We start from the raw sequence: 18,693 nt of genomic DNA on the forward strand, positions 1-18,693 counted from the left end.
AGGATATTCGACTATAAGTAATACCTGATATAACTCGTTCAACCTGAAGTTCATTTTTTTCATTAATATTTCCCACAACGTCTGAAACTATTCCTTCTTGTCTACTATAACAAGAAAATAAAATAATATTATTTATTCATTCTTTACTCCAGTTTTATTTATGTTATTTTCCATCATAGCGATTGTGCATCTTCTATTCTTAACATGACAATCTGTTTCCTATCATCATTGGAAGTATTACATTCTATATCCAAGTCTAATCTACGTTTGAGATAATATAACTGTGCTTTGCGTATGCGGATTTTTGCCTCACCATTTATCATCTGATAATCATGTTCAATGGTCAATCGTTTGTTAGTGTCGTAATGAGGGTTTGGGCCTATTACAACATCAATAAATGAGTTCCAATCCGTGTCCTGTGGCACTGACGTCGGTGATGTTATTGATTCAATAATTTTAAAAAATCTACTAAGAACAAAATCTTTATACATTGCAGACTTAAAACAATAAGCGCGGATATGCCATCGATTACCATCATGCGCGAATGCATTCGGTAATAACGTACGAATAGCTACTTCATTTGTCATTGATCGATAATCAACAACTAATGCCTGTTGGTTATGCATAGCACGAATTAAATCAATAAGTATTTCCGGCTGTACCTTCCTGGCAGGTAGGGGGAGACTGGCAACTGGGGGAACCCATCCAATGAAACTTTCAGTAGGAGCCAATATGCCATTTTCACGGCCAATTAGTTCGTTCAAATAATGATTACTGTCAAAGGTTGCGAACACAGATTTAAAATCTGCGCTTGGAATGTAAGCCTTCTGGGTACGATCGTACACCATATTATTCGGAGCAATTTCTTGATATTTCGCTAAATCTAGCGAGGCCTGTGGTACAGAGATTCTAAAAAATGCCGTGATATCTGCACGATTAAGGCGACCTTCCCATAGCAGGCGAAAATCAATGAACTCAAGTCGTCTTTCCTGACCCCAATGGCCAGTACGTGTAGTTTTCTCAATCATTTCTTAATAATTTCCTGAAATTACATTATGGGTATAAAAATTATGCGTATAGTTAGTAGACTAGTAGCATTACTAGATGTATCTTAACAGTAGATGTTCTTAACCTCAATGCTACGTACTCGTACAAGGGGATGTTGATGACTGGGAAGTTACTTTTTTCAGGTTGTCAATGAGGGTCGGACGCTCGTGCAGATGGCAGATACTCGAAGCACGTCTATATGTACTGTATTACAAGCCGTTTCAACACATGATATTGAACTCATATTAAGGGCACGTTCATGAACAGTTCGACATCGGTTTTAAAGCTAAGTAAAGAAAAAAAGCAGTATGTGGGCGATTTCCTAGGTTCCATCGTGGAAAGCTTGGATCTGTCGGAAACACAATACAGCCTTATTAAAAGAGCCTATGAAACAGTGGGGACATACCTTGCCGAAGGAGAAAACCCAATCCTCTCTGGAGCTGAGATTTATTCGCAGGGCAGCGTAAGGCTGAACACAACAGTTAGGCCTAAAGGAAGCGAACAGTATGACGTGGATCTCCTTTGCTACTTACCTAATGCTTGCAAAGCTACAGGTTGGGCGGAGGTACTAGAAGCAGTTCGTGAGCGTCTTGCTAACCACGGGACATATGGTGAAATGCTGAACCCTCTTCCCAGAGGCTACCGCATCATGTACGCAGGTGAATATCATCTTGACATCACCCCTGGGATTGACTGGAGTAGCAATCCCTCAGAAGAAAATCATCCTCTTCTGGTTCCTGATTCACGCCTTAGAAACTGGAAAGAGTCGAATCCAGCAGGTTATGCGACTTGGTTCGATAGCATCACCGAGAAAACTCCTCTATTTCTTATGCTTGAGGTCGCGTGCGATAGTTTTATCAAGTCGGCGGCGGTCAGGCCGTTACCCGATCACACCCAGAAGAAACTCCTTAACCGCATTGTGCAGATTTTCAAGCGCCATCGAGATGTCTGGGCTGCTGACCAAGGAAAAGAATGTGTGGACCTGAAACCTATATCAGCAATCATTACGACTCTTGCTGCTCATGCCTATAACCATATTTGCGACGAAGCCAGAACCTATGAAACTGACTTTGATGCGATCCTCGATGTACTCGAACTGATGCCACATTTTATCGGATACAGATCCGGCTTATATTTTGTGGCAAACCCCAGCATGCCAGCAGAGAATTTTGCTGAGAAATGGAATATTGCAGAGGGTGGGAAAGGTGAAAAACTCAAAAATAACTTTGCCTCATGGCATCGGACTGCAATAGATAACATCAAAGAGATTGCATCATCTGTAGGTGAAGATCAGTTGCTCAATAATCTCAGCCAATATTTCGGTGAAAGACCAGTTAAAGCCGTGCGTGAAGCCATGCTTGGAGGAATCAGTACAGCCCGTAATAATAGTGAATTAAGAGCTTCCGCCATCACAGGAGCCCTAACAGCGGGTGCAGCTAATTCTTCAGTAGCAAGGGCAATGCCAGCTAACACATTTTATGGCGAAAATTCCCTGTCCTCGGTAGCTATGCAAAAAAATACTTTTTTTGGGGACTAATCGCAAATGAATATATCCTTGCCTAATCGACGCCTTACACTTGCAGAACAGTACCACGGACTTCGCGCTCGCTTCCCTGATGCGCGGTGCTATATTACGGATAAAAATAAAAAACTTGTCTGGGAGGGCATCCTTTCACCGGGTCCATTCAGTAGAGAGTACACGATTCGAGTGGAGTATTCTCCCCCGTCAACACCGGATTGTTATGTTTTGTCCCCTGTCCTTAAGGAGCTTTCCCAAGGAACAAAGATCCCTCATACATACGCAACACTGCCACATTTAAAAAGAACACAGCTTTGTCTTTATTTGCCAAGAAAAAGACACCCTGACAAATATGCAGAGTGGCGACCACAACTTTTACTAAGTGAAACCGTCCTTCCTTGGGCATCTTTGTGGCTATTTTATTTTGAGCAATGGCTATTCTCTGGGAAATGGGAAGGCGGAGGAGCACACCCTAATGACGATGATGCCGGCATCTATTATGACGACTAACGCTACCATTCTCCGGAAACGTCCGTAGCTTTGTTTGAGAACGGTCTAATCATCTGGTAATTTCTCCTTAAATAGCGATGCTACTAGCTAGCGGGAACAAAAATGAACGAGTACTGGAAACAGCAGCTTTCTAAAATTATTGATTATTTCACCCGTCAAAAGCGCCCTGGATATGTACTTATGGCTACAGGAGCAACCATTCTGGCCGGACAGAATGCGATTAGTTTTGTTATCACCGGAAAATTTAGTTGGGGAACACTTAGTGTTGGTACAGCAGAAAGTAATTTCCTCTTGGACTATATCGTGCCGGGATTAGCCATCGTATTAATTATTTGCGGGCTGACCTTGGTTGCTATTAATGAGATACAGGCAATAAAACAAAACTCTCTCAAACGCATCATACTTATCACAGGCGATGGTTTAAGAACCACATCAGGTACCGGTCTAGTAACATTTGTTAAAACTGTTTTAAAAGGGACAATTCATCCAATCGAGATAGATATCACCCAGAAAATACGGAACGGAGTTATTATTGAACCTGAAAGCACTTTCAAACGGCAGATACTACCCGCCAAGGATAATCTTGTGCAGCTTCTCTCAAAAGGCGAGCAGAATATAACCCAGATTGCATACGGTGGTTTTCTTCCTATTCCGTTTACTTTTCTTCTGGGGAATATAATTGATGATAAAGGGGATGTTAATGTGTTTGACTGGGACCGTGAAAATGATTGCTGGAAATCAATTTCAGCTGCAAACGCTGATGACGGGCAAAGTTTTCTCCACGAAACAATCCACTCAGTGACGTCGAATGAAATAGTATTAATGGTTTCTTGCTCTTACAGGGTTAGTAAAGAGCAAGTTGAGAGAAGCTTTCCTCGTATGGGCATTGAGCATCTGATGCTTGAAACGAATTCATTTGATAATCATTGGTCGATGACAAAACAACGCCGACTCTCGATGCAATTTGCTGAAAAAGTTAAGTTCCTATCCTCTCAGGGAATCCAAACGATACATCTGGTTCTGGCAGCACAAAGTAGTATCGCTCTAAATCTTGGCCGTCGTTACGATAATCGAAATATGCCTGAAATTGTTGTTTATCAATATGAAAAAACTAATAATAATCCTTACCCATGGGGTATATACGGTCTGACACACGGCCGCGAAGACAGTGGATTTGTAACGCGACTTTTGCATTCGGAAGCGATTGAATAGGCCTATATGTAGCATATTCGCTCCATGAAAAACATGCGGTGCACGATCACCCTCCCAGACCTAAAAATCACTTCATTAATGCACTACTTCACCTGTTAATCATTAACGAGAACAATTCGGCTTGAAACTGAGCGTCATCCAGAGCATTGTGGCTAGGGCGGCTTTCAGGGTGAAGCCTGCTAACTATAAATGATGATTTGGTCTCAGCCCAAATACATCCCGTAAGCCCCATATAATAGGCCTTAATATCAATGGCAGTAAATCCAAATGGATTATGACCAAGGTATTTATAGAAATAATAATTAATAAACGCCCAGTCAAACGGAGCATTCAGTCCGACAAAGATAGCCTTTTGTCCCGACTGTCTAACCGAATTAATCCAATTTGAAAGTTGCATCATCGCTTCCGCAGGATGAAGCCCATTTTGCTGAAGATACTCCAGACTTATCCCTGTGACAGCCAGTGCTTCAGGATCGTGTTGAAGACTATCGGGCTGTAATTCAAGATAAACAGATGATTGCGTTTCCTGAACTAAGCAAGCTCCAATGGATAGAAGACTAAATTCACCAGGAACGGGACCTGATGTTTCAACATCCACTGAAATATAAAGCTCTTCATTTTTCATATTTTGACTAATCCTTTTAGTAGATACGCGAGAAATGCCATCAGTATATTTATTAACAAACCACAATAAAGTACGCATACTCTACTGAGTAATACTCTATTTATTAGCACAATGCGAATACTTAGAGCTTGAAGAGTTTGCTCCGATGAAGCAGCAGATCGTATGTTCCAGGTCGTTCAGGTACTGGGTTACTGAATATAATATGATGTGTGAAGCAATATGCAGCCACGCCGTACGGGTGGCAGAAAAAATCCGGGGCTAACATCAATATTGTCACTATATTTTAGCATTCATCAAAACGAGCCCATTTGCCGTGAATGAGGTTTACTACAGTAAGACAACCGGCACTAAATTATATATACCGACACAAGATAGTCGGGATATCGTTGCCGCCACAACCAAATACCTTGATGCGTTCTGTCAGAACGGCCACAGGTTCCAGAAATGCGGTATGATGTTAGGGTCAAGGCATCGCACAACTTGGTCTTTTCGATGAGTACAAGCCGGGTCTAACAGTGAACAGTTGATGGCTTTGCTCGACGGCATCAATATACAGCGGAAAGGGACGTGCATGGTTTGCCGGACATGGTATTCAGAAGAGTTGGGATGAAGCGTTAGATGCTCTCGCCAGCTTACACGACACGCTTCAGTGATTTGATGCGTGTAAAAGTCTAAACCAGAGGGACAGATGTTGGTTCAATCAGCCCCGGGCCGTTGTTCCTATGGCAAGGCACTAACTTGAGTCTATTCGCAGGCCATGATATTTTGGCATGAGTGATTTATAACCAGAGCGTGAAGAGCATGGATTCGAAAGGTTTTGATCCGAAAGACTTGGAAGAAATTTGCACCAGGAAGCGGGCAAAATTCACAATGAAGAAATCTGATTACAAAGAATTAGGTCGTAATCTGCTTTTAGGTTCTGTTGATGTAGTAATTGGAAGCGTAATGGCTGCGGCCGTAATCGTAAGTGCAATACCAACCAGAAGTTCAAATATTGATGATGACTTGCCGAATAGCAATGGTTGGCAGAATGGTTCACAAGGTTACGGATATTATGAAAATGGGGTAAAAATGTATGATTGAAGAGCCAAAATTTCTTACTGGCTCTTCAACATAAAATTAATAACTAACCCCCTTTTTTAACCGCAGTTTTAGCAGCATCTACAGCAGCTTTTCCCCCTTCGCTCCCTGCTTGTTGTGGCATTTTAGACCCGGCACTCACAGCTGAATCAACTACGCTACCAATCTTCGCTCCAGCCCAGCCAAGTGTGCCGACCCAAAATGCTGGAAATACAACGTACATACTCCCCAACACTAGGTTCATAATCCAGCCATCGGCGGTTGAACTGGTAAATTCTGCAAAAGGCACACTGCTGTTCGATATGCCCTGCGCTGACATGCTGTCATACAAAATGGTAATCATCCTGTCATCGAGCCAGCCCGCAAGTTCCCACCAGAAAGTGATAAACATAAGCGCAAACAGCGCAAACGAAATGGTCACCACGGTTTTTGGCTCATAAGCGCTGAACATCATCAATACCGGGATGACGATGATAATCATCATCTCCAGTAGTGCCTGTATCATTGGCAACGCCTGCTTCAGTGCATCAAACCCCGGCAACGCTTCCGCCTGCTTAATTCCCACACCAATTGTCGACACGAGACGGGTCACGTTAAAAGCCAGACCTGAGCCCACATCACTGCTGCCAGTAGCATAAGTCTCACCGCTGCCTGAAAGCCCAACGTTGCGCGGACTCACCAGCCAGCGCAGCGCCATCTCCTCCCACTGATCCTTGCTAAATTTCCGCTGTAGCTCAGCCTTAGTCGACTCATCCATATTGGCCAGCACCTGGGCCTTCAGGCCATTAGTGCCGTCAGACCACCACTGTTTACAGGTCGGATATCCACCTTTTCCCACATCCGGATAGCCGCTGTCCCGGGCATTGTCATACGGCCACTGGCTGCGCGGGCTGGTCGATGTGTAATAATCATAGTAACCACTGGTATTGAGAAAGTAGCTGCTGCCTATCCACCCTACTGAATTGATTGTTGCGTCACTCAGCTGGCTGTTGCTGTTTTTAAGCTTGAAGTAAGAACGGGAATAGCACTGATCTGCAAAGTCCTGCACTTCCTGCAGCACTATAGGGTCGCGAATTTTGGTGTTTTGCACGTCAAAGCGCATCTGGCGGAGCTGGTCTCCGCAGGGGATCGAGGCAATCATCGCCTGGGTGATGCCCTTGGATATCATATGCAACAGATACCACCAGACCGGGACTTCTGCCGTCTTGCCGTCAAAGTCGTTAACCAGCCCCTTGTAACCGGAGTTCTGGGGCGTAGGTACGCTTACACCGCACTGTTTCGCCCGTGAAGTATCGAATTTAATGGTGCTGATATCGACCGGCAACAGCGGAATGCAGCAGAACAGCATCACGCAAAATGATACGTAGAGCGCGTGCTCAACCCGCGGCAGTGCAAGAACACCTTTATTCCCCTCATCGGCGCCTTCTTCTCGCACCTTCAACCAGATACCCAGAACCTTGAAAACCAGAGGCAGCGCGAAAAGTCCCGTACTAATAAGGATGTTCCACAGGGCGTTATTCAGCATCCAGCCGAACAACACCAGGAAGTACTCCAGAAAACTGTTGGCCGTCATGACGCCTCCTTATGCCAGTACGGAACGCCAGGCGGCGAATTCGATAACGATAATAAAACCTGCCGCCATCCACTCAAGGCGATGAAGTGATTGACCCGGAGATTTCTTCACAACCTGCGGTCGCACAACATAAAACCAGGCCCAGCAAAGCCCGGTATACATTGTCAGCCGCCAGACAAACAGACCGTACCGGCTTGCACTCAGCCAGTCGCGCACCTTATGCCCATCCGGATCGACTTCAAACAACACTGAGGCAATGAAGAAAAGCCCCACAGTCAGCGCGAGGATAACCAGAAAAGCCAGCACGAAACGGCGCGTACGACCAAAACGACGCTGAGGGGAGACGGGTATCGTCATTATTGTGCTCCTGATTTCTGGCTCATGTTATTGAATCCCTGATCCTGACTTCCGCTGTGCTGCTGCAGACGGCTGTCCTGATTGCGTACACCCTGACGTTCCAGGGTCGTGAGCAGACTGTTATTGCTGATGGACTTTCTCAATGCCATTTCGTTACTCAGCGCGGCCAGCTCCCGGTCGAGCGCATCAACGCGACGGTCCCCCTCGGCCAGCGCTTCCGGCTGGTCGGCCGCATTGGGTTCAGACTGGCCGGTAGTCAGCATGCGTCGCATTGTCAACGCCTGTTCCACGGTGTCAGACATGGCCAGTTCTCCTGCGAGGCGCTGTACCAGTGCGGCACTGTCCGGGTCATCCTTCAGTGACTGGATCACGCCGCGGGTCACGACCAGGCTGCCCGTTTTCAGCTTGGCCAGGTTGTCGGTAGTCGGCGCTTCAGAACCCCCGACCAGTTTGGTTAACTGCTCGAGGTTTTCTTTAGTGGTATCTTCAAGTATCGGTGAAAAGCCGGTACCGGCGACCGTGCTGCCGGCGGCATTTTCATCGCCGCCGCCGCCGCACTCGCTGGCATCACGACAAGTTCTAATCGACCTGTCACCCAGCACTTTCACCACCGCGCTCGCAGCAGTCTCGGAGTTCGGATAACGCTGGCAAACGGACCCGTTACAGCTGGAAGCTCCCACGCTGCTGTTGCTGGTCACCGGCAGGTTGTTCATCATGTTGTAACCAGCCTTGGCCAGGTCATGCGTCGGTTTGATTGCCGGCTGGCCTTTGCCGCCACGCTTCTGGCCCCCGATCCATGTAGCACCTTCCTCACCCGTCGCCTTCTGCAGCTTCTGGTCGCTGCTAACGGCATCGCCGTCGCTGGAGGCGACAATATCCTTGTACTCCTCGGTGACGGCCGCCTGCGTCCACTTGCTTCCCATCGTGTAATCGGCCATTTTATTGGCCATGTTCTGACAGTTGAGTTTGGCCTTGTCAAAACTCAGTCCGGCCTGCAGCACGCCGTTGGTCAGCATTTCATACAGCCCGGGATTGGCGCGCTGGATAATCATCGCCGGCATACTGGAGACCGCGCCGGTAGCCCCCTGCATCACGGTGCCCATCAGATCCTTAAAGCCGCTGGTCACACCGTTAAGCTGATTACCTACCGTCGTTTTCAGGTCAAAATTACCGCACATCAGGTCGCTGCTCATGCCGGCGTTCATGCCCAGACGCGTCATGCTGTTTCGGGAAGCGGGTGGCGATATGACCGAGCCGCCGCCAATGGAATAAAACAGGCCGTCACTGATGGCTCCGTTGGCAGAAGCGCCGCTGGGAGGGGTGGTGACCTCAGCGTATGCATTGGGTGTGCCGCTGGCGAACATCACCAGCAACGTCAACGGGAGAGCGAGAGGGACTTTTTTTAGCATTGTCATAGTGTGAGTCTCACGAAAAATCAGTGCTGGAAAGGAAGGTCTGACCGCGGCGTTTACAGCAGCTGTAAGGTTGCCAGAGTGCCCAGGCATAGTTACCGTCCTGAGAAACCGTCGCGCCGGTGTCGGGGAAGACTGCACAGGTGGTCGAGAGCGTCGGAGAAAGACGTTGCCATTTATGGTTTTGGATACCGGTATTCTCTTTCACCGGTGCAGGTGGCCAATAGCCTGGGGATTGCTGGCCTACCAGCGGCTGGTAGACGTGCAGTTGGCCGGTGCGGGTGATGACATCGGCCACGCGCTGGGCGACGACGGCTGCGGACTTATACGCGTCCTCCTGGGTGACAAAACCGCTACGCGGATAGATGTTTCCCCACATATTGGCCCCGGCCTGACTGCCCAGCTCACGCTGTCCGGGGATAAGGGCTTCCGGGTACAGGCCTTCCGGCAGGCCGCTTCGCCAAACCAGCGCATCGAGCGAACTGACAAAGTAAGGAACGAAAGGCGTGGCGGCGGACTTGCAGGAGTACCCTGCTATCTGTCCTCCAATAAGCGTGGTGGCCGGATGGCCATAGGCATCGGCATAGTGAAAATGTAGATTCTGTTTACGCAGCCCGGGGGCCTTCATTACTTGTTGTCCCCCGCCCGCGCTGAAGCCGCTCAGAGAACCGATGACGCTGCTTTCTCCGCTGCCGGCCGCACCGCTGACCGCTGACATTTCCGTCCAGGGATTATCGCCGGGGCCGGAATAGGCTGACACCACAGCTTCCGGGATGAAATGTTCAACCTTCACGGACGTTTTGACAGAGCAACCAAACGGCGTGCAGAGGAGCCAATAGCAGATCCCCTTCACCTTCCAGCCGATACAGGAGACGCTGGCTGCACTGGAAATCAGGCTGGCCGTGTTGACGCTGGCCGCACACAGCCCACTGCCGGTCAACAACGTGGCCAGCAGCAGCCGGCGGGAACGGGGTGAAGAAAATATCATTGATTTCCCCCTCGCCAGTCCGCCAAATGGTGCATGGCTACGCTGACGTCCGTGGTACCGTAAACCACCCATTTATCGTCAAACACTACCGCAGGATATTTGGTCAGCCCCAGTGACCAGGCTTTCATCACCCTCTGATAGGCGCTGGTCAATTGCTGTTGTTGCGATGAGAACGCGGGTGAGTTGAGAACATCCCGGGCCTCTTTTTCAGCCAGGGCGGGATTTGCCGGGAGGGTGCCAAAGATATTCGTTTGAACATGCTCGGGCGCATCGAGGTACACCACAGGAATATCGGGAGAGGGGGAGACAACGGGGTTCGAACTGTCAGTATAAATGACGGTGCCGGCACAGGCACTGGCAGACAGGCACAGTGCCGACAAACAGCTGATGAGTTTTTTCATAGAGAACACTCCTTAAGCGGATAACCCGCCTAAGGTGCGTCGATACGCTGTTCACGTCAGTAAACAACTCAATATCTGACTACGAAAATTTATCCGGCCTGCTGGTCAACCTCCTGCTCTGCACGCCACTTCAGGTATTTCAATTCTGTATGGAAATATCCCATACAAAGTCTCGAAAACAAATGCTGTCGGATGTGAGCTCAACGGGTCGATGCAACGCTATCCTTAAATAAAGGGGACGTTGCAATGAAACGAAGAACTCGCATTTTCTACACGCCGGAACAAAAGGCGTTTATCTGGGACAGATATAAGCAAGGTGATTCCCTGCATGACATCGCCAGAATGTTCGACAGATTTCATTCTTCTATTATCGGTTGAACTCATAGCACATAGCGGTCAGCAAGAAGCGCACAATAACTGCTACGAACCGACTGCGGACCTAACATAGTATTGTGTTTATCAACAGCGAGCAGTTTAGTCGAGAACATTACATGATTCTGTTTTTTTAAATACTTAGGTTTAGATACAGGTTGCACATGTTGATAAAAATTATTAGAGAAAAATATAATTGTGCTTTACGATGTAAAACGATAAATTAAATAATATAATAATCTACAGATTGCACTTTTTGAAGGAACTTAAAATGACAGAGCTGGAAAAGAAAAATGGCTTTAATGAATCTGAAAGATATTTAGCTAACCTTTGCAATAAATCTTTCCTTAACCTATGGAGTTACCCTAACATATATACCAATGAAGGAAAGAAAAGCGTTAATGGTGATGGTAAAGAGCTCTGTGATTTATTGGTTGTTTTTGATAAGCATGTAATAATATTCTCTGATAAGGATATTGGATTTAAAGATACTGGTAATATTAAAGTTGATTGGAGTCGGTGGGTAAAAAAAGCCGTTTTAAAATCTGCGAACCAATTATATGGTGCAGAAAGCTGGATTAAAGATAGGCCAGACAGGCTATTCCTAGACAAAAAATGCACTACCCCTTTCCCTCTTGAAATACCATCAAAACAGGAAATAAAAATTCATCGTATTGCGGTCGCTAAAAATGCCTCTCAACGCTTCTCAAAATTAGCAGGAGGATCAGGAAGCTTAATTATAAACCCTGGAATTTCTGGTAATGAGCATTTCGAACACCCTTTTATGATTGGTCACCCTGTTGCAAACAAATCTTTCATACATGTTTTTGATGACGTAGCTTTAGATATAATACTCACTGAGTTGGATACAATTTCCGATTTTGTTGACTACATTGAAAAGAAAGAAAAATTCATATCTTCTGGGCAACTTGCTAGTGCGGCCGGAGAGGAAGAAATTCTTGCGCACTATCTTATGAGCGCACACAGCGGGAAGGAACCAGGATTTTATATTGAGGAAAACCAAAAGGCAGTTATCTTTGAAGGACATTACGAGTCATTAAAAAGCCTCCCGCAATATAAAAGAGGAAAAAAAGAAGATAAAATATCATATTTTTGGGACGGATTCATAGAGCACTTTGGAAAACATGCTTTAGCTGGCACACTAATCTATGAGAGGAAAATTTTATTATCAGATGCCATATTGGGTTTGAAAATAATGGCCTCAGAGAGGAGGGTTGCTCGCCGAGTATTATCTAATTCAATACTAGAGAAAATTGAATCATCAGATCCTAGTAGACTTGCTGCTCGCGTAATACTATCTCCAACCATAGTTCAAAATGGATATATCTGGCTTTTGGTCCCAATCCCTCCAGAAGCCAAAAATTATGAGGATTACCGAAAATATAGACAAGAACTTCTTCGCATCTATTGTACATCAACAAAGTTGCTCCAACCTGCCATAGATTTTGTAGTAGGGGTTGCGACCGAGACTAGAACCGGTGGCGGTGGTGAAGACATGATTTACTTAGACACAACATGTTGGGAGAAAGAAGATTACGAAATGCTCAAAAAGACAGGGATGAATTCAATATTCTTCAACCTAATGGGGTGAAACATTTCTCAGGAACAGAATATCAGTACCCAATATCGCCGGGGGATTACCCCTCAGAAAAAAACCTAAAGTCTAACGTTAAAAAACAAAAAACAAGATCTAGAACGCAACAGAAAAAAGCAAGGAAATTAAATCGAAGGAATAATTAATTTCCAGGATGCAGTGCGCTCATAGCTCCGCTTCGCCTGCCCGCGTTAACTAAGTAGTGGTTTTCATGCAGGTCATGACATACAAAAGACCCTGACCTGTTCCCTAATGATTAACACAGATTGTTGTTAGCAACTTCCAGTGTTGGCAGACAGCAGACAAACACGTGACGCTGAAGGTCTGCTCAGGGCGTGAAGCGCAAGTTGGCTACGTAGATTGTATGAATACGGCTACCGCAAACGCGATGCAGGCACTGTATAATATTTAGCTTTTGAGACATAAAGGAAAGCACCATGTCTACGTGGGTTGGTATTGATGTCAACGGCTTTGAGATTGAGAGCTTCCAGAATCATCACGATACTTGGTTTTTTCGTAATAACGATCGCGTGAGAATGGTTCCTCCCCACTATGACGGTGAGTATAGCCAGGATGTCTTTATTGGTTATCGCACCTCAATTTCCACTATCCGCAGACGTATGACACTGGCAGGCTATGACATTAAGGCTTGCGAATCGCACTTCTGTGAATATCGAAAAAAGGTAATTTCTTCGATAGAGGACACAATTGACTTACTGCAAGACTCTCTTCATAAAAGTGATCATTCGGATGAGGTCAGCGACCACTATTCTAAGGAAATAGTGGTTTATAAGAACTACATTGGTGCGATAGCAAACTCGGCACTGAGTGATTGGATTGCGCTCTTTCCTCAGGCTACTAAGCGTATGACGGAGGAAGGGCGTTTTCATGATTCGTTTAGTGACGCACAGTGGTATAAAGAAAGTAATGAACCATTGCTTTGCGCCATGCTTAGCAATGTACCTTTCTTTTCAGAATATCCGATTACTGGATTGTTTAACTTCCCTGGAAATGACCCAAACATCTTTATCAGGGCTTTTCTTGATTCTTTTCCGGAGGATGCTGTTTGTGAACTTAACATCGCAGACCTAATCTGGGCAGGATATGAAGAAGATTTCGAAGATTTAGAAGAAATACAGAAGGGAACGACTGTTCCGTTCCGGAATTTTCGCCAATCGATGAACGATTTAAAGCTGCTCTCTGCCCTGAAATCTGACGATCTGGTTCTTCAACGGATGTGCTTTTCCAGCATCATCACCGCAATGGAAGCTTATATCGGCGACATTGTGAAACGAGAAGTATTGCATAATGAAGCGGTAAAACGCCGTTTTGTTGAAAAATCAGGAGTTTTTGATAATAAACAGCAAAAGCTGGAGGTTAAGGATATTTATATTTTCCTTGATAAACTAGATAACTTACTCTCTGTAAAGCTCGAAGAGATTTCATTTCATAATATTCAAAATGCTAATAATATATTGCGGAATGTATTGCTTATTGAATTCCCCAGTGCCCTGGTACCTGAGCTAAATCGTGCTGTGCTTAAGCGACATGATATCGTGCACCGTAATGGTAAATCGACGAATGGGCAGGCTATTCTTGTCACCAGCGCTCATGTTATGGAATTATTAAATCTAGTGATGCAGTGCATAGAGAATATTGATCAGCAAATTCTGGATGCGCTTGCTAAAGACAACGAAGAAGGTGAGGATAAATAAGATTCTATCCCACAAAATTTCATCTTCATGATGATCATGAATATCCGGATACTGAAGGTTTACCAACATCCGTTTCTGGCAAGACCTGCCTATCAGATTAGCTTTGGCTTGTGTCGTAGTTGTATCAAGTCAAGTCTGAGCTAATTCAGCTAACGCGCCTGCGGCTTGTTCAACTGGCGTCGTCTGCACAAAAGATTTGAGCAGCCGTCGCCAGTTTCCTGTTTCCTGTTTCCTGTTTCCCTATTTATCCTTCTTTGACAGTCAACACATCCAGTGATTTCAGCAACCACATCATGTCAGTGGCATCCGCAACATTGATATACCATCTGGCTCCCCGCGCATACTCATTATCATCCGGCCAGACGGTGTTACCTGTAATGGTGATCAATAAATCCAGTGTGGCCCCTGCATTATCTTTCAGATGTACGGAAACACAATTGAGCGTGCCCACCCGGTGTGCTCGCATCGAGAGAAGCGCCGGCGACTGCAGACGCTTTCGGATATGGTCACAGAGCGTCATAAGCTGACCATGATGAGTGACACCGATACGGGCGTCTCCCTGCGGTGGCACATCAAACATGACGGCCAGACTCACTTCATTATCATTGACTACGGCAGGTGGTAACATTCCCAGTCGTCTCATACCGCCCTCGCGTCAGTGAGTATTCCCCTGGCTTTATCAAGCTTTCGGGCTACGTGAAACGCCGCTTCCAGTTCAGTACAATGGTATTCATTCATCAGCGCACGCCGCTCCGCTTTTTCTTCTTTTTCTGTCATCCCGAGTGCCAGGTACAGGCTGGGCGGCACCGCCCTGAACAATGCCTCCACCCTTTTGGCCAGGACCACACCTTCGGTATAGCAACGCGGGAGCTTGGTCGCCGACAACAGCATGGCTTTTTGCTCAATCGTGAGCTTTTTAAAACGTGAAATTTGCTCAACCTCATCCGGCGGCATGGTCAGACACAGCCACCATTCGGCCATGTTGAGCATTTTTTCCGCCGTATCCGGGTAGTCTGCAAGGTTCTGGGTGGCCAGCCACAGCCAGGCGCCGAGCTTACGCCACATCTTTACCACCTTGGTCATGTAAGGCGACAGCAGCGGGTTCGTGGTCACGATATGGGCCTCATCAATAACCATATTGATTTCACGGTCAAGATACTGGTCACGTTCGGCAATGTTGTTCACCGTATTGACCAGGGCAATGACCGCCACCGCCATCTGCGCCTCATAACCTTCGCGGGCAAGCGTTCCCAAATCAATCAATGTGACGTCCGCCTCCGGCCACGGCGTACCTGGCCGGTTAAACAGCTCGCCCTCAAATCCTTCGGTGAACATGCGCAGCGCTTCTGACATTTCTTCCGCACGCGCCCGCCGGCTGGCCGTTCTGCGTTCGCGGCCGTCGGCATCTTTTGAGTTATCGCGTGCAATATTTTCCAGCGCATGCATCAGATCCTCAGGCAGCATTTGCCGGTTCTCATTAAAGGATGTGCGCGCCGCCGCGAGGATAGCTTCACGCAGCATCCCGCGATCGGCCCGTGTCATGCGGGCCTCCTCGGCCGCCTCCCCGCCGGTTACCATCAGACGCGCCGCAATTTCCATTTCCCCCAGGATGTCACGTTTTTCATCGTCTTCCTCATCGCCCGTGCCGGCATCAAGCTCGGGCAGGGCTGACTCATCAATGACCAGCTCATCGGGTGAGGCCTGGAGCAACAGATGGGCATCGGTGAAGGGGGCCAGCGAGACACCTTTCCCCGGCTTCACACTGATTTTATTGACGGTCAGCCCCAGCGACTCACAGTAATCTGCAAACAACCCAAACGAGTTTCCCGCCTCCAGCAGGAATAACCGGGAACGGTGTACCGCCATCAGCTGAGACAGCGAAGCACAAAGCGTGGCCGATTTACCTGAGCCGGTTGGACCGAACAGCAACAGGTGTGCGTTCTGCGTGCGGTCATCTTTGTTCATCGGATCGAAGGTCAGCGGAGCGCCGCCGCGGTTGAAGAAGGAAAAACCCGGGTTACCGGTGCCGGTATCGCGGCCAAAAACCGGCAACAGGCATGCAAAATGCTGCACAAACGTCAGCCGGCTGTACCAGTGGTTTTTATCCACCGACGGGTTAAAGCACATCGGCATGGCACGCAGATATCCGTTCAGCGGAGCCACATCGTGCTCAGGATTTACCGGCTGCAGCCCGGCATTGAGCAGTTTGGCACTGATATCGAGATAGCGCTTATCGAGGCTGTTAAGGTCGGGCGCGCGCAGGAGAAACGTCAGCGCAGACCGGTACAGCTTATGCTGGTCGCCCAGGTATTCCCGGGCTTTTTTGGCATCCTCGCGGGCGCGGGTAGATTCAATATTTTCCCCCATGGCGTTGCGCCCCAGACGGCTGAATTCTTCTTCCAGCACATCCTGCGGTTGCACAATCAGCGTCATAGCAATCATGGTACCCTCCGGCATCAGGTCCATCAGGGTATTGATGTTCTCCCCCCGTCGGACTTCACCGGTCAGATGGCCCGTTTGCGGCGCGCGGCGTAAGCGTTCGACCGGCACGGCCTTATGAGCGACGTTATCAAACCACCATACTCCGCGCTCGGCATCGCTGCGCGGGCGCGTAAACCACAGGGTTTCGCTAAAATCATTCAGAATAGGCAGGCTGTCCGATTCGCCGTCGTCGTGCCGTGCAGCACGGTAAAGCACCTCGGGAGCCACCCACTGTGGACTCGGATTAAACCAACGCAGCAGCCAGCTGTGGATCTGCTCTCCGTTTTGTCGCTCACAGCGAATGCCGGCGCCGGCCAGCGCCGAGGTCAGCCGGTCACACACCTGATTAAGCAGGACGGCGGGCGGGAGCGGATCGCGGGCATTCTTCTCGACATAACGATAAATAACCATGCGCGTGCGACGGGTCTGACCACGCCAGGGCGCGCCGGTGACAATCTTGTCCTCAAAAAGCCCCTTTTCTACTGAAATGCTTTGCATATGTCGTTCAGTTTCGGCCAGCCAGGCGCGGGTAAACGGCGTCCCCTGTGCCCAAGGTTTGACATAGCCCCGCAGCTTATCCATATAGGCCGTCACGTCAGTTTCATCCTGACAGTAAAACTGCACTACCCACTGGTTCCCGTCGAGCTCCGGCAGGCTGTCCTGCAGCGCATCCTCCACCACGTCGCGGATTTCTTCCAGACGTTCGGCCGGACGTCCCTCCGTGCCCACAGGAATTACTTCAAACACGGCGCCGACGGACACGCCGTCATCGAGAAGCAGGCAGCGCCCCTCCGGGAGATATTCGCCCCAAGGCATATAATCAATAATCGACGGCTGCAGGCCATAGGCTCTGGCCTCATCGCTGTGGGTGAACCGCCCCTCACGGCTGAACGGCTCATGTCCCTCAACCGCGAAGGGTCCGTTGCCGGTAAGCTGTTCGTCTGAGGTATCGGGTTGACGACGAAACAGTGAAAACATTACAACTCTCCCGTGCGTTCGCCCGGCAGGGCATATTGGATCTGGCTGTAGAACGGAAACACCGTGCTGTATCCCGGCACCGGCGCATTGCCCTCGGCGATGTGCGGGTAAACGTACATCACCATGTCCGGATTGGGCAGGCGTGGAAACGTCTGCTGTATTTCATTTTCCTGCGTTCGGCTGTAACTTTCTGCCACCTGCGTTGATACGGTGCGTTCACTATCGTTGAGCGATCGGCGAAGCGTAGTGCGTCCTTCCCCGGTCGCGTGCGTCGTCGATGCACCATCATTCCACAACTCCAGCATGGTACTGTCGCCCGGGGGCAACATCGTGTCTTTACTGGTACTGCAGCCGCTCAGCAGCATAAGTACCCCTGCATACATCAGAAGTGTTCTTCTCTTTTTCATTCGCCTACCCGCCTTTCTTGTAGAGTTCATCCGCTGAAGCAAAGTCCTGAAAACAACGCAGTAAAAATCTGTCCAGCGCCTTTCGCTGAAGCTCTCCTGTGACACGCGGGATCCGTAATGCCGCAGCGGGCAGCCAAAGCTGCGCCGCCGCAGGCGTCGGGTCATTGACCAGCGCGACCATCCAGCTGAGTGAATTCTTTTTGCGGGGAGCGACCGGCCCCGGTCCACGACAGCACCACCACATCGGTTGCAGCACGCCAGAAAACAGCAGTGCACTCACTTCCTTCGCCCCGTGCCCTGCCACTGCAGGGGAGTGACAAACGGACTGCCAGGGCGTGACCTGATGCGTGATGAGTGAGAGAAACAATGCCTGTGCTGAGTCTGAAACCATCCCGACATCC

General features: G+C 48.3%; 17 protein-coding genes and 2 pseudogenes. 8 read left to right on the plus strand and 11 right to left on the minus strand.

Annotation, left to right across the window (positions count from 1 at the left end; translation table 11 throughout):
* Positions 1 to 173: 173 nt before the first annotated feature.
* The gene (locus tag DSM2777_RS00510) at positions 174 to 1,028 is read right to left on the minus strand and encodes a WYL domain-containing protein (protein WP_061552864.1); all 855 of its coding nucleotides are present in this window, start codon (positions 1,026 to 1,028) and stop codon (positions 174 to 176) included.
* A 278-nt stretch (positions 1,029 to 1,306) separates the two neighbouring features.
* Here DSM2777_RS00510 and DSM2777_RS00515 point away from each other — a divergent pair, with 278 nt between their 5' ends.
* The 3 genes from DSM2777_RS00515 to DSM2777_RS00525 all read left to right on the plus strand — a co-directional run bounded on the left by DSM2777_RS00515 (position 1,307) and on the right by DSM2777_RS00525 (position 4,288).
* On the plus strand, positions 1,307 to 2,584 hold the full coding sequence (locus tag DSM2777_RS00515; protein ID WP_061552865.1) for a nucleotidyltransferase domain-containing protein: 1,278 nt from the start codon (positions 1,307 to 1,309) through the stop codon (positions 2,582 to 2,584).
* A 6-nt stretch (positions 2,585 to 2,590) separates the two neighbouring features.
* On the plus strand, positions 2,591 to 3,076 hold the full coding sequence (locus tag DSM2777_RS23550) for a type II CBASS E2 protein (RefSeq protein WP_071889845.1): 486 nt from the start codon (positions 2,591 to 2,593) through the stop codon (positions 3,074 to 3,076).
* A gap of 102 nt (positions 3,077 to 3,178) precedes the next feature.
* A complete protein-coding gene (locus tag DSM2777_RS00525) occupies positions 3,179 to 4,288 on the plus strand; it encodes an SAVED domain-containing protein (RefSeq protein WP_061552867.1) in 1,110 nt (369 codons plus the stop codon).
* A gap of 88 nt (positions 4,289 to 4,376) precedes the next feature.
* Here DSM2777_RS00525 and DSM2777_RS00530 read toward each other — a convergent pair whose 3' ends face one another.
* Positions 4,377 to 4,913: a 3'-5' exonuclease gene (locus DSM2777_RS00530; protein ID WP_061552868.1), complete on the minus strand. Its 537-nt coding sequence runs from the start codon at positions 4,911 to 4,913 to the stop codon at positions 4,377 to 4,379.
* 121 nt (positions 4,914 to 5,034) lie between these two features.
* Between DSM2777_RS00530 and DSM2777_RS24825 the strand changes: the two are divergent.
* Together DSM2777_RS24825 and DSM2777_RS00535 are read left to right on the plus strand one after the other, a co-directional pair.
* Positions 5,035 to 5,588: pseudogene (locus DSM2777_RS24825) on the plus strand (DinB/UmuC family translesion DNA polymerase); the annotation flags it as partial.
* Positions 5,589 to 5,714: 126 nt separating this feature from the next.
* The gene (locus tag DSM2777_RS00535) at positions 5,715 to 5,996 is read left to right on the plus strand and encodes a hypothetical protein (RefSeq protein WP_061552869.1); all 282 of its coding nucleotides are present in this window, start codon (positions 5,715 to 5,717) and stop codon (positions 5,994 to 5,996) included.
* 43 nt (positions 5,997 to 6,039) lie between these two features.
* Here DSM2777_RS00535 and DSM2777_RS00540 read toward each other — a convergent pair whose 3' ends face one another.
* From DSM2777_RS00540 to DSM2777_RS00560, 5 genes are all read right to left on the minus strand, one after another.
* On the minus strand, positions 6,040 to 7,566 hold the full coding sequence (locus tag DSM2777_RS00540; protein ID WP_061552870.1) for a conjugal transfer protein TraG N-terminal domain-containing protein: 1,527 nt from the start codon (positions 7,564 to 7,566) through the stop codon (positions 6,040 to 6,042).
* 9 nt (positions 7,567 to 7,575) lie between these two features.
* On the minus strand, positions 7,576 to 7,923 hold the full coding sequence (locus DSM2777_RS00545; RefSeq protein WP_061552871.1) for a hypothetical protein: 348 nt from the start codon (positions 7,921 to 7,923) through the stop codon (positions 7,576 to 7,578).
* Entirely contained in the window at positions 7,923 to 9,287 is a 1,365-nt protein-coding gene (locus tag DSM2777_RS00550) for an integrating conjugative element protein (RefSeq protein WP_237087859.1), read from the minus strand. The genes DSM2777_RS00545 and DSM2777_RS00550 overlap by 1 nt, the downstream gene beginning before the upstream one ends.
* A gap of 61 nt (positions 9,288 to 9,348) precedes the next feature.
* The gene (locus tag DSM2777_RS00555) at positions 9,349 to 10,323 is read right to left on the minus strand and encodes a TIGR03756 family integrating conjugative element protein (RefSeq protein ID WP_061552872.1); all 975 of its coding nucleotides are present in this window, start codon (positions 10,321 to 10,323) and stop codon (positions 9,349 to 9,351) included.
* Positions 10,320 to 10,724, minus strand: coding sequence for a TIGR03757 family integrating conjugative element protein (locus DSM2777_RS00560; protein ID WP_061552873.1), 405 nt, complete (start codon positions 10,722 to 10,724; stop codon positions 10,320 to 10,322). The genes DSM2777_RS00555 and DSM2777_RS00560 overlap by 4 nt, the downstream gene beginning before the upstream one ends.
* A 246-nt stretch (positions 10,725 to 10,970) precedes the next feature.
* Between DSM2777_RS00560 and DSM2777_RS24355 the strand changes: the two are divergent.
* The 3 genes and pseudogenes from DSM2777_RS24355 to DSM2777_RS00570 form a co-directional block, all read left to right on the plus strand.
* Positions 10,971 to 11,096 (plus strand): annotated as a pseudogene (locus tag DSM2777_RS24355) (IS30 family transposase); the annotation flags it as partial.
* A gap of 271 nt (positions 11,097 to 11,367) precedes the next feature.
* On the plus strand, positions 11,368 to 12,708 hold the full coding sequence (locus DSM2777_RS00565; protein ID WP_237087805.1) for a hypothetical protein: 1,341 nt from the start codon (positions 11,368 to 11,370) through the stop codon (positions 12,706 to 12,708).
* Between the two features lie 440 nt (positions 12,709 to 13,148).
* Positions 13,149 to 14,426, plus strand: coding sequence for a HEPN/Toprim-associated domain-containing protein (locus DSM2777_RS00570; protein WP_061552874.1), 1,278 nt, complete (start codon positions 13,149 to 13,151; stop codon positions 14,424 to 14,426).
* Between the two features lie 244 nt (positions 14,427 to 14,670).
* On the opposite strand, the gene DSM2777_RS00575 is transcribed toward DSM2777_RS00570, so the two are convergent.
* The 4 genes from DSM2777_RS00575 to DSM2777_RS00590 are packed head-to-tail and all read right to left on the minus strand — an operon-like array spanning position 14,671 to position 18,683.
* A complete protein-coding gene (locus DSM2777_RS00575) occupies positions 14,671 to 15,054 on the minus strand; it encodes a hypothetical protein (protein WP_237087806.1) in 384 nt (127 codons plus the stop codon).
* A gap of 11 nt (positions 15,055 to 15,065) precedes the next feature.
* Positions 15,066 to 17,885 carry a conjugative transfer ATPase gene (locus tag DSM2777_RS00580; RefSeq protein WP_061552876.1) on the minus strand — a complete coding sequence of 940 codons (2,820 nt, stop codon included), beginning with the start codon at positions 17,883 to 17,885 and terminating at the stop codon, positions 15,066 to 15,068.
* The gene (locus DSM2777_RS00585; RefSeq protein WP_061552877.1) at positions 17,885 to 18,292 is read right to left on the minus strand and encodes a TIGR03751 family conjugal transfer lipoprotein; all 408 of its coding nucleotides are present in this window, start codon (positions 18,290 to 18,292) and stop codon (positions 17,885 to 17,887) included. The genes DSM2777_RS00580 and DSM2777_RS00585 overlap by 1 nt, the downstream gene beginning before the upstream one ends.
* A 4-nt stretch (positions 18,293 to 18,296) precedes the next feature.
* The gene (locus DSM2777_RS00590; RefSeq protein ID WP_061552878.1) at positions 18,297 to 18,683 is read right to left on the minus strand and encodes a hypothetical protein; all 387 of its coding nucleotides are present in this window, start codon (positions 18,681 to 18,683) and stop codon (positions 18,297 to 18,299) included.
* Positions 18,684 to 18,693: the final 10 nt, after the last annotated feature.

Source organism: Obesumbacterium proteus, assembly GCF_001586165.1.
Lineage (GTDB): Bacteria > Pseudomonadota > Gammaproteobacteria > Enterobacterales > Enterobacteriaceae > Hafnia > Hafnia protea.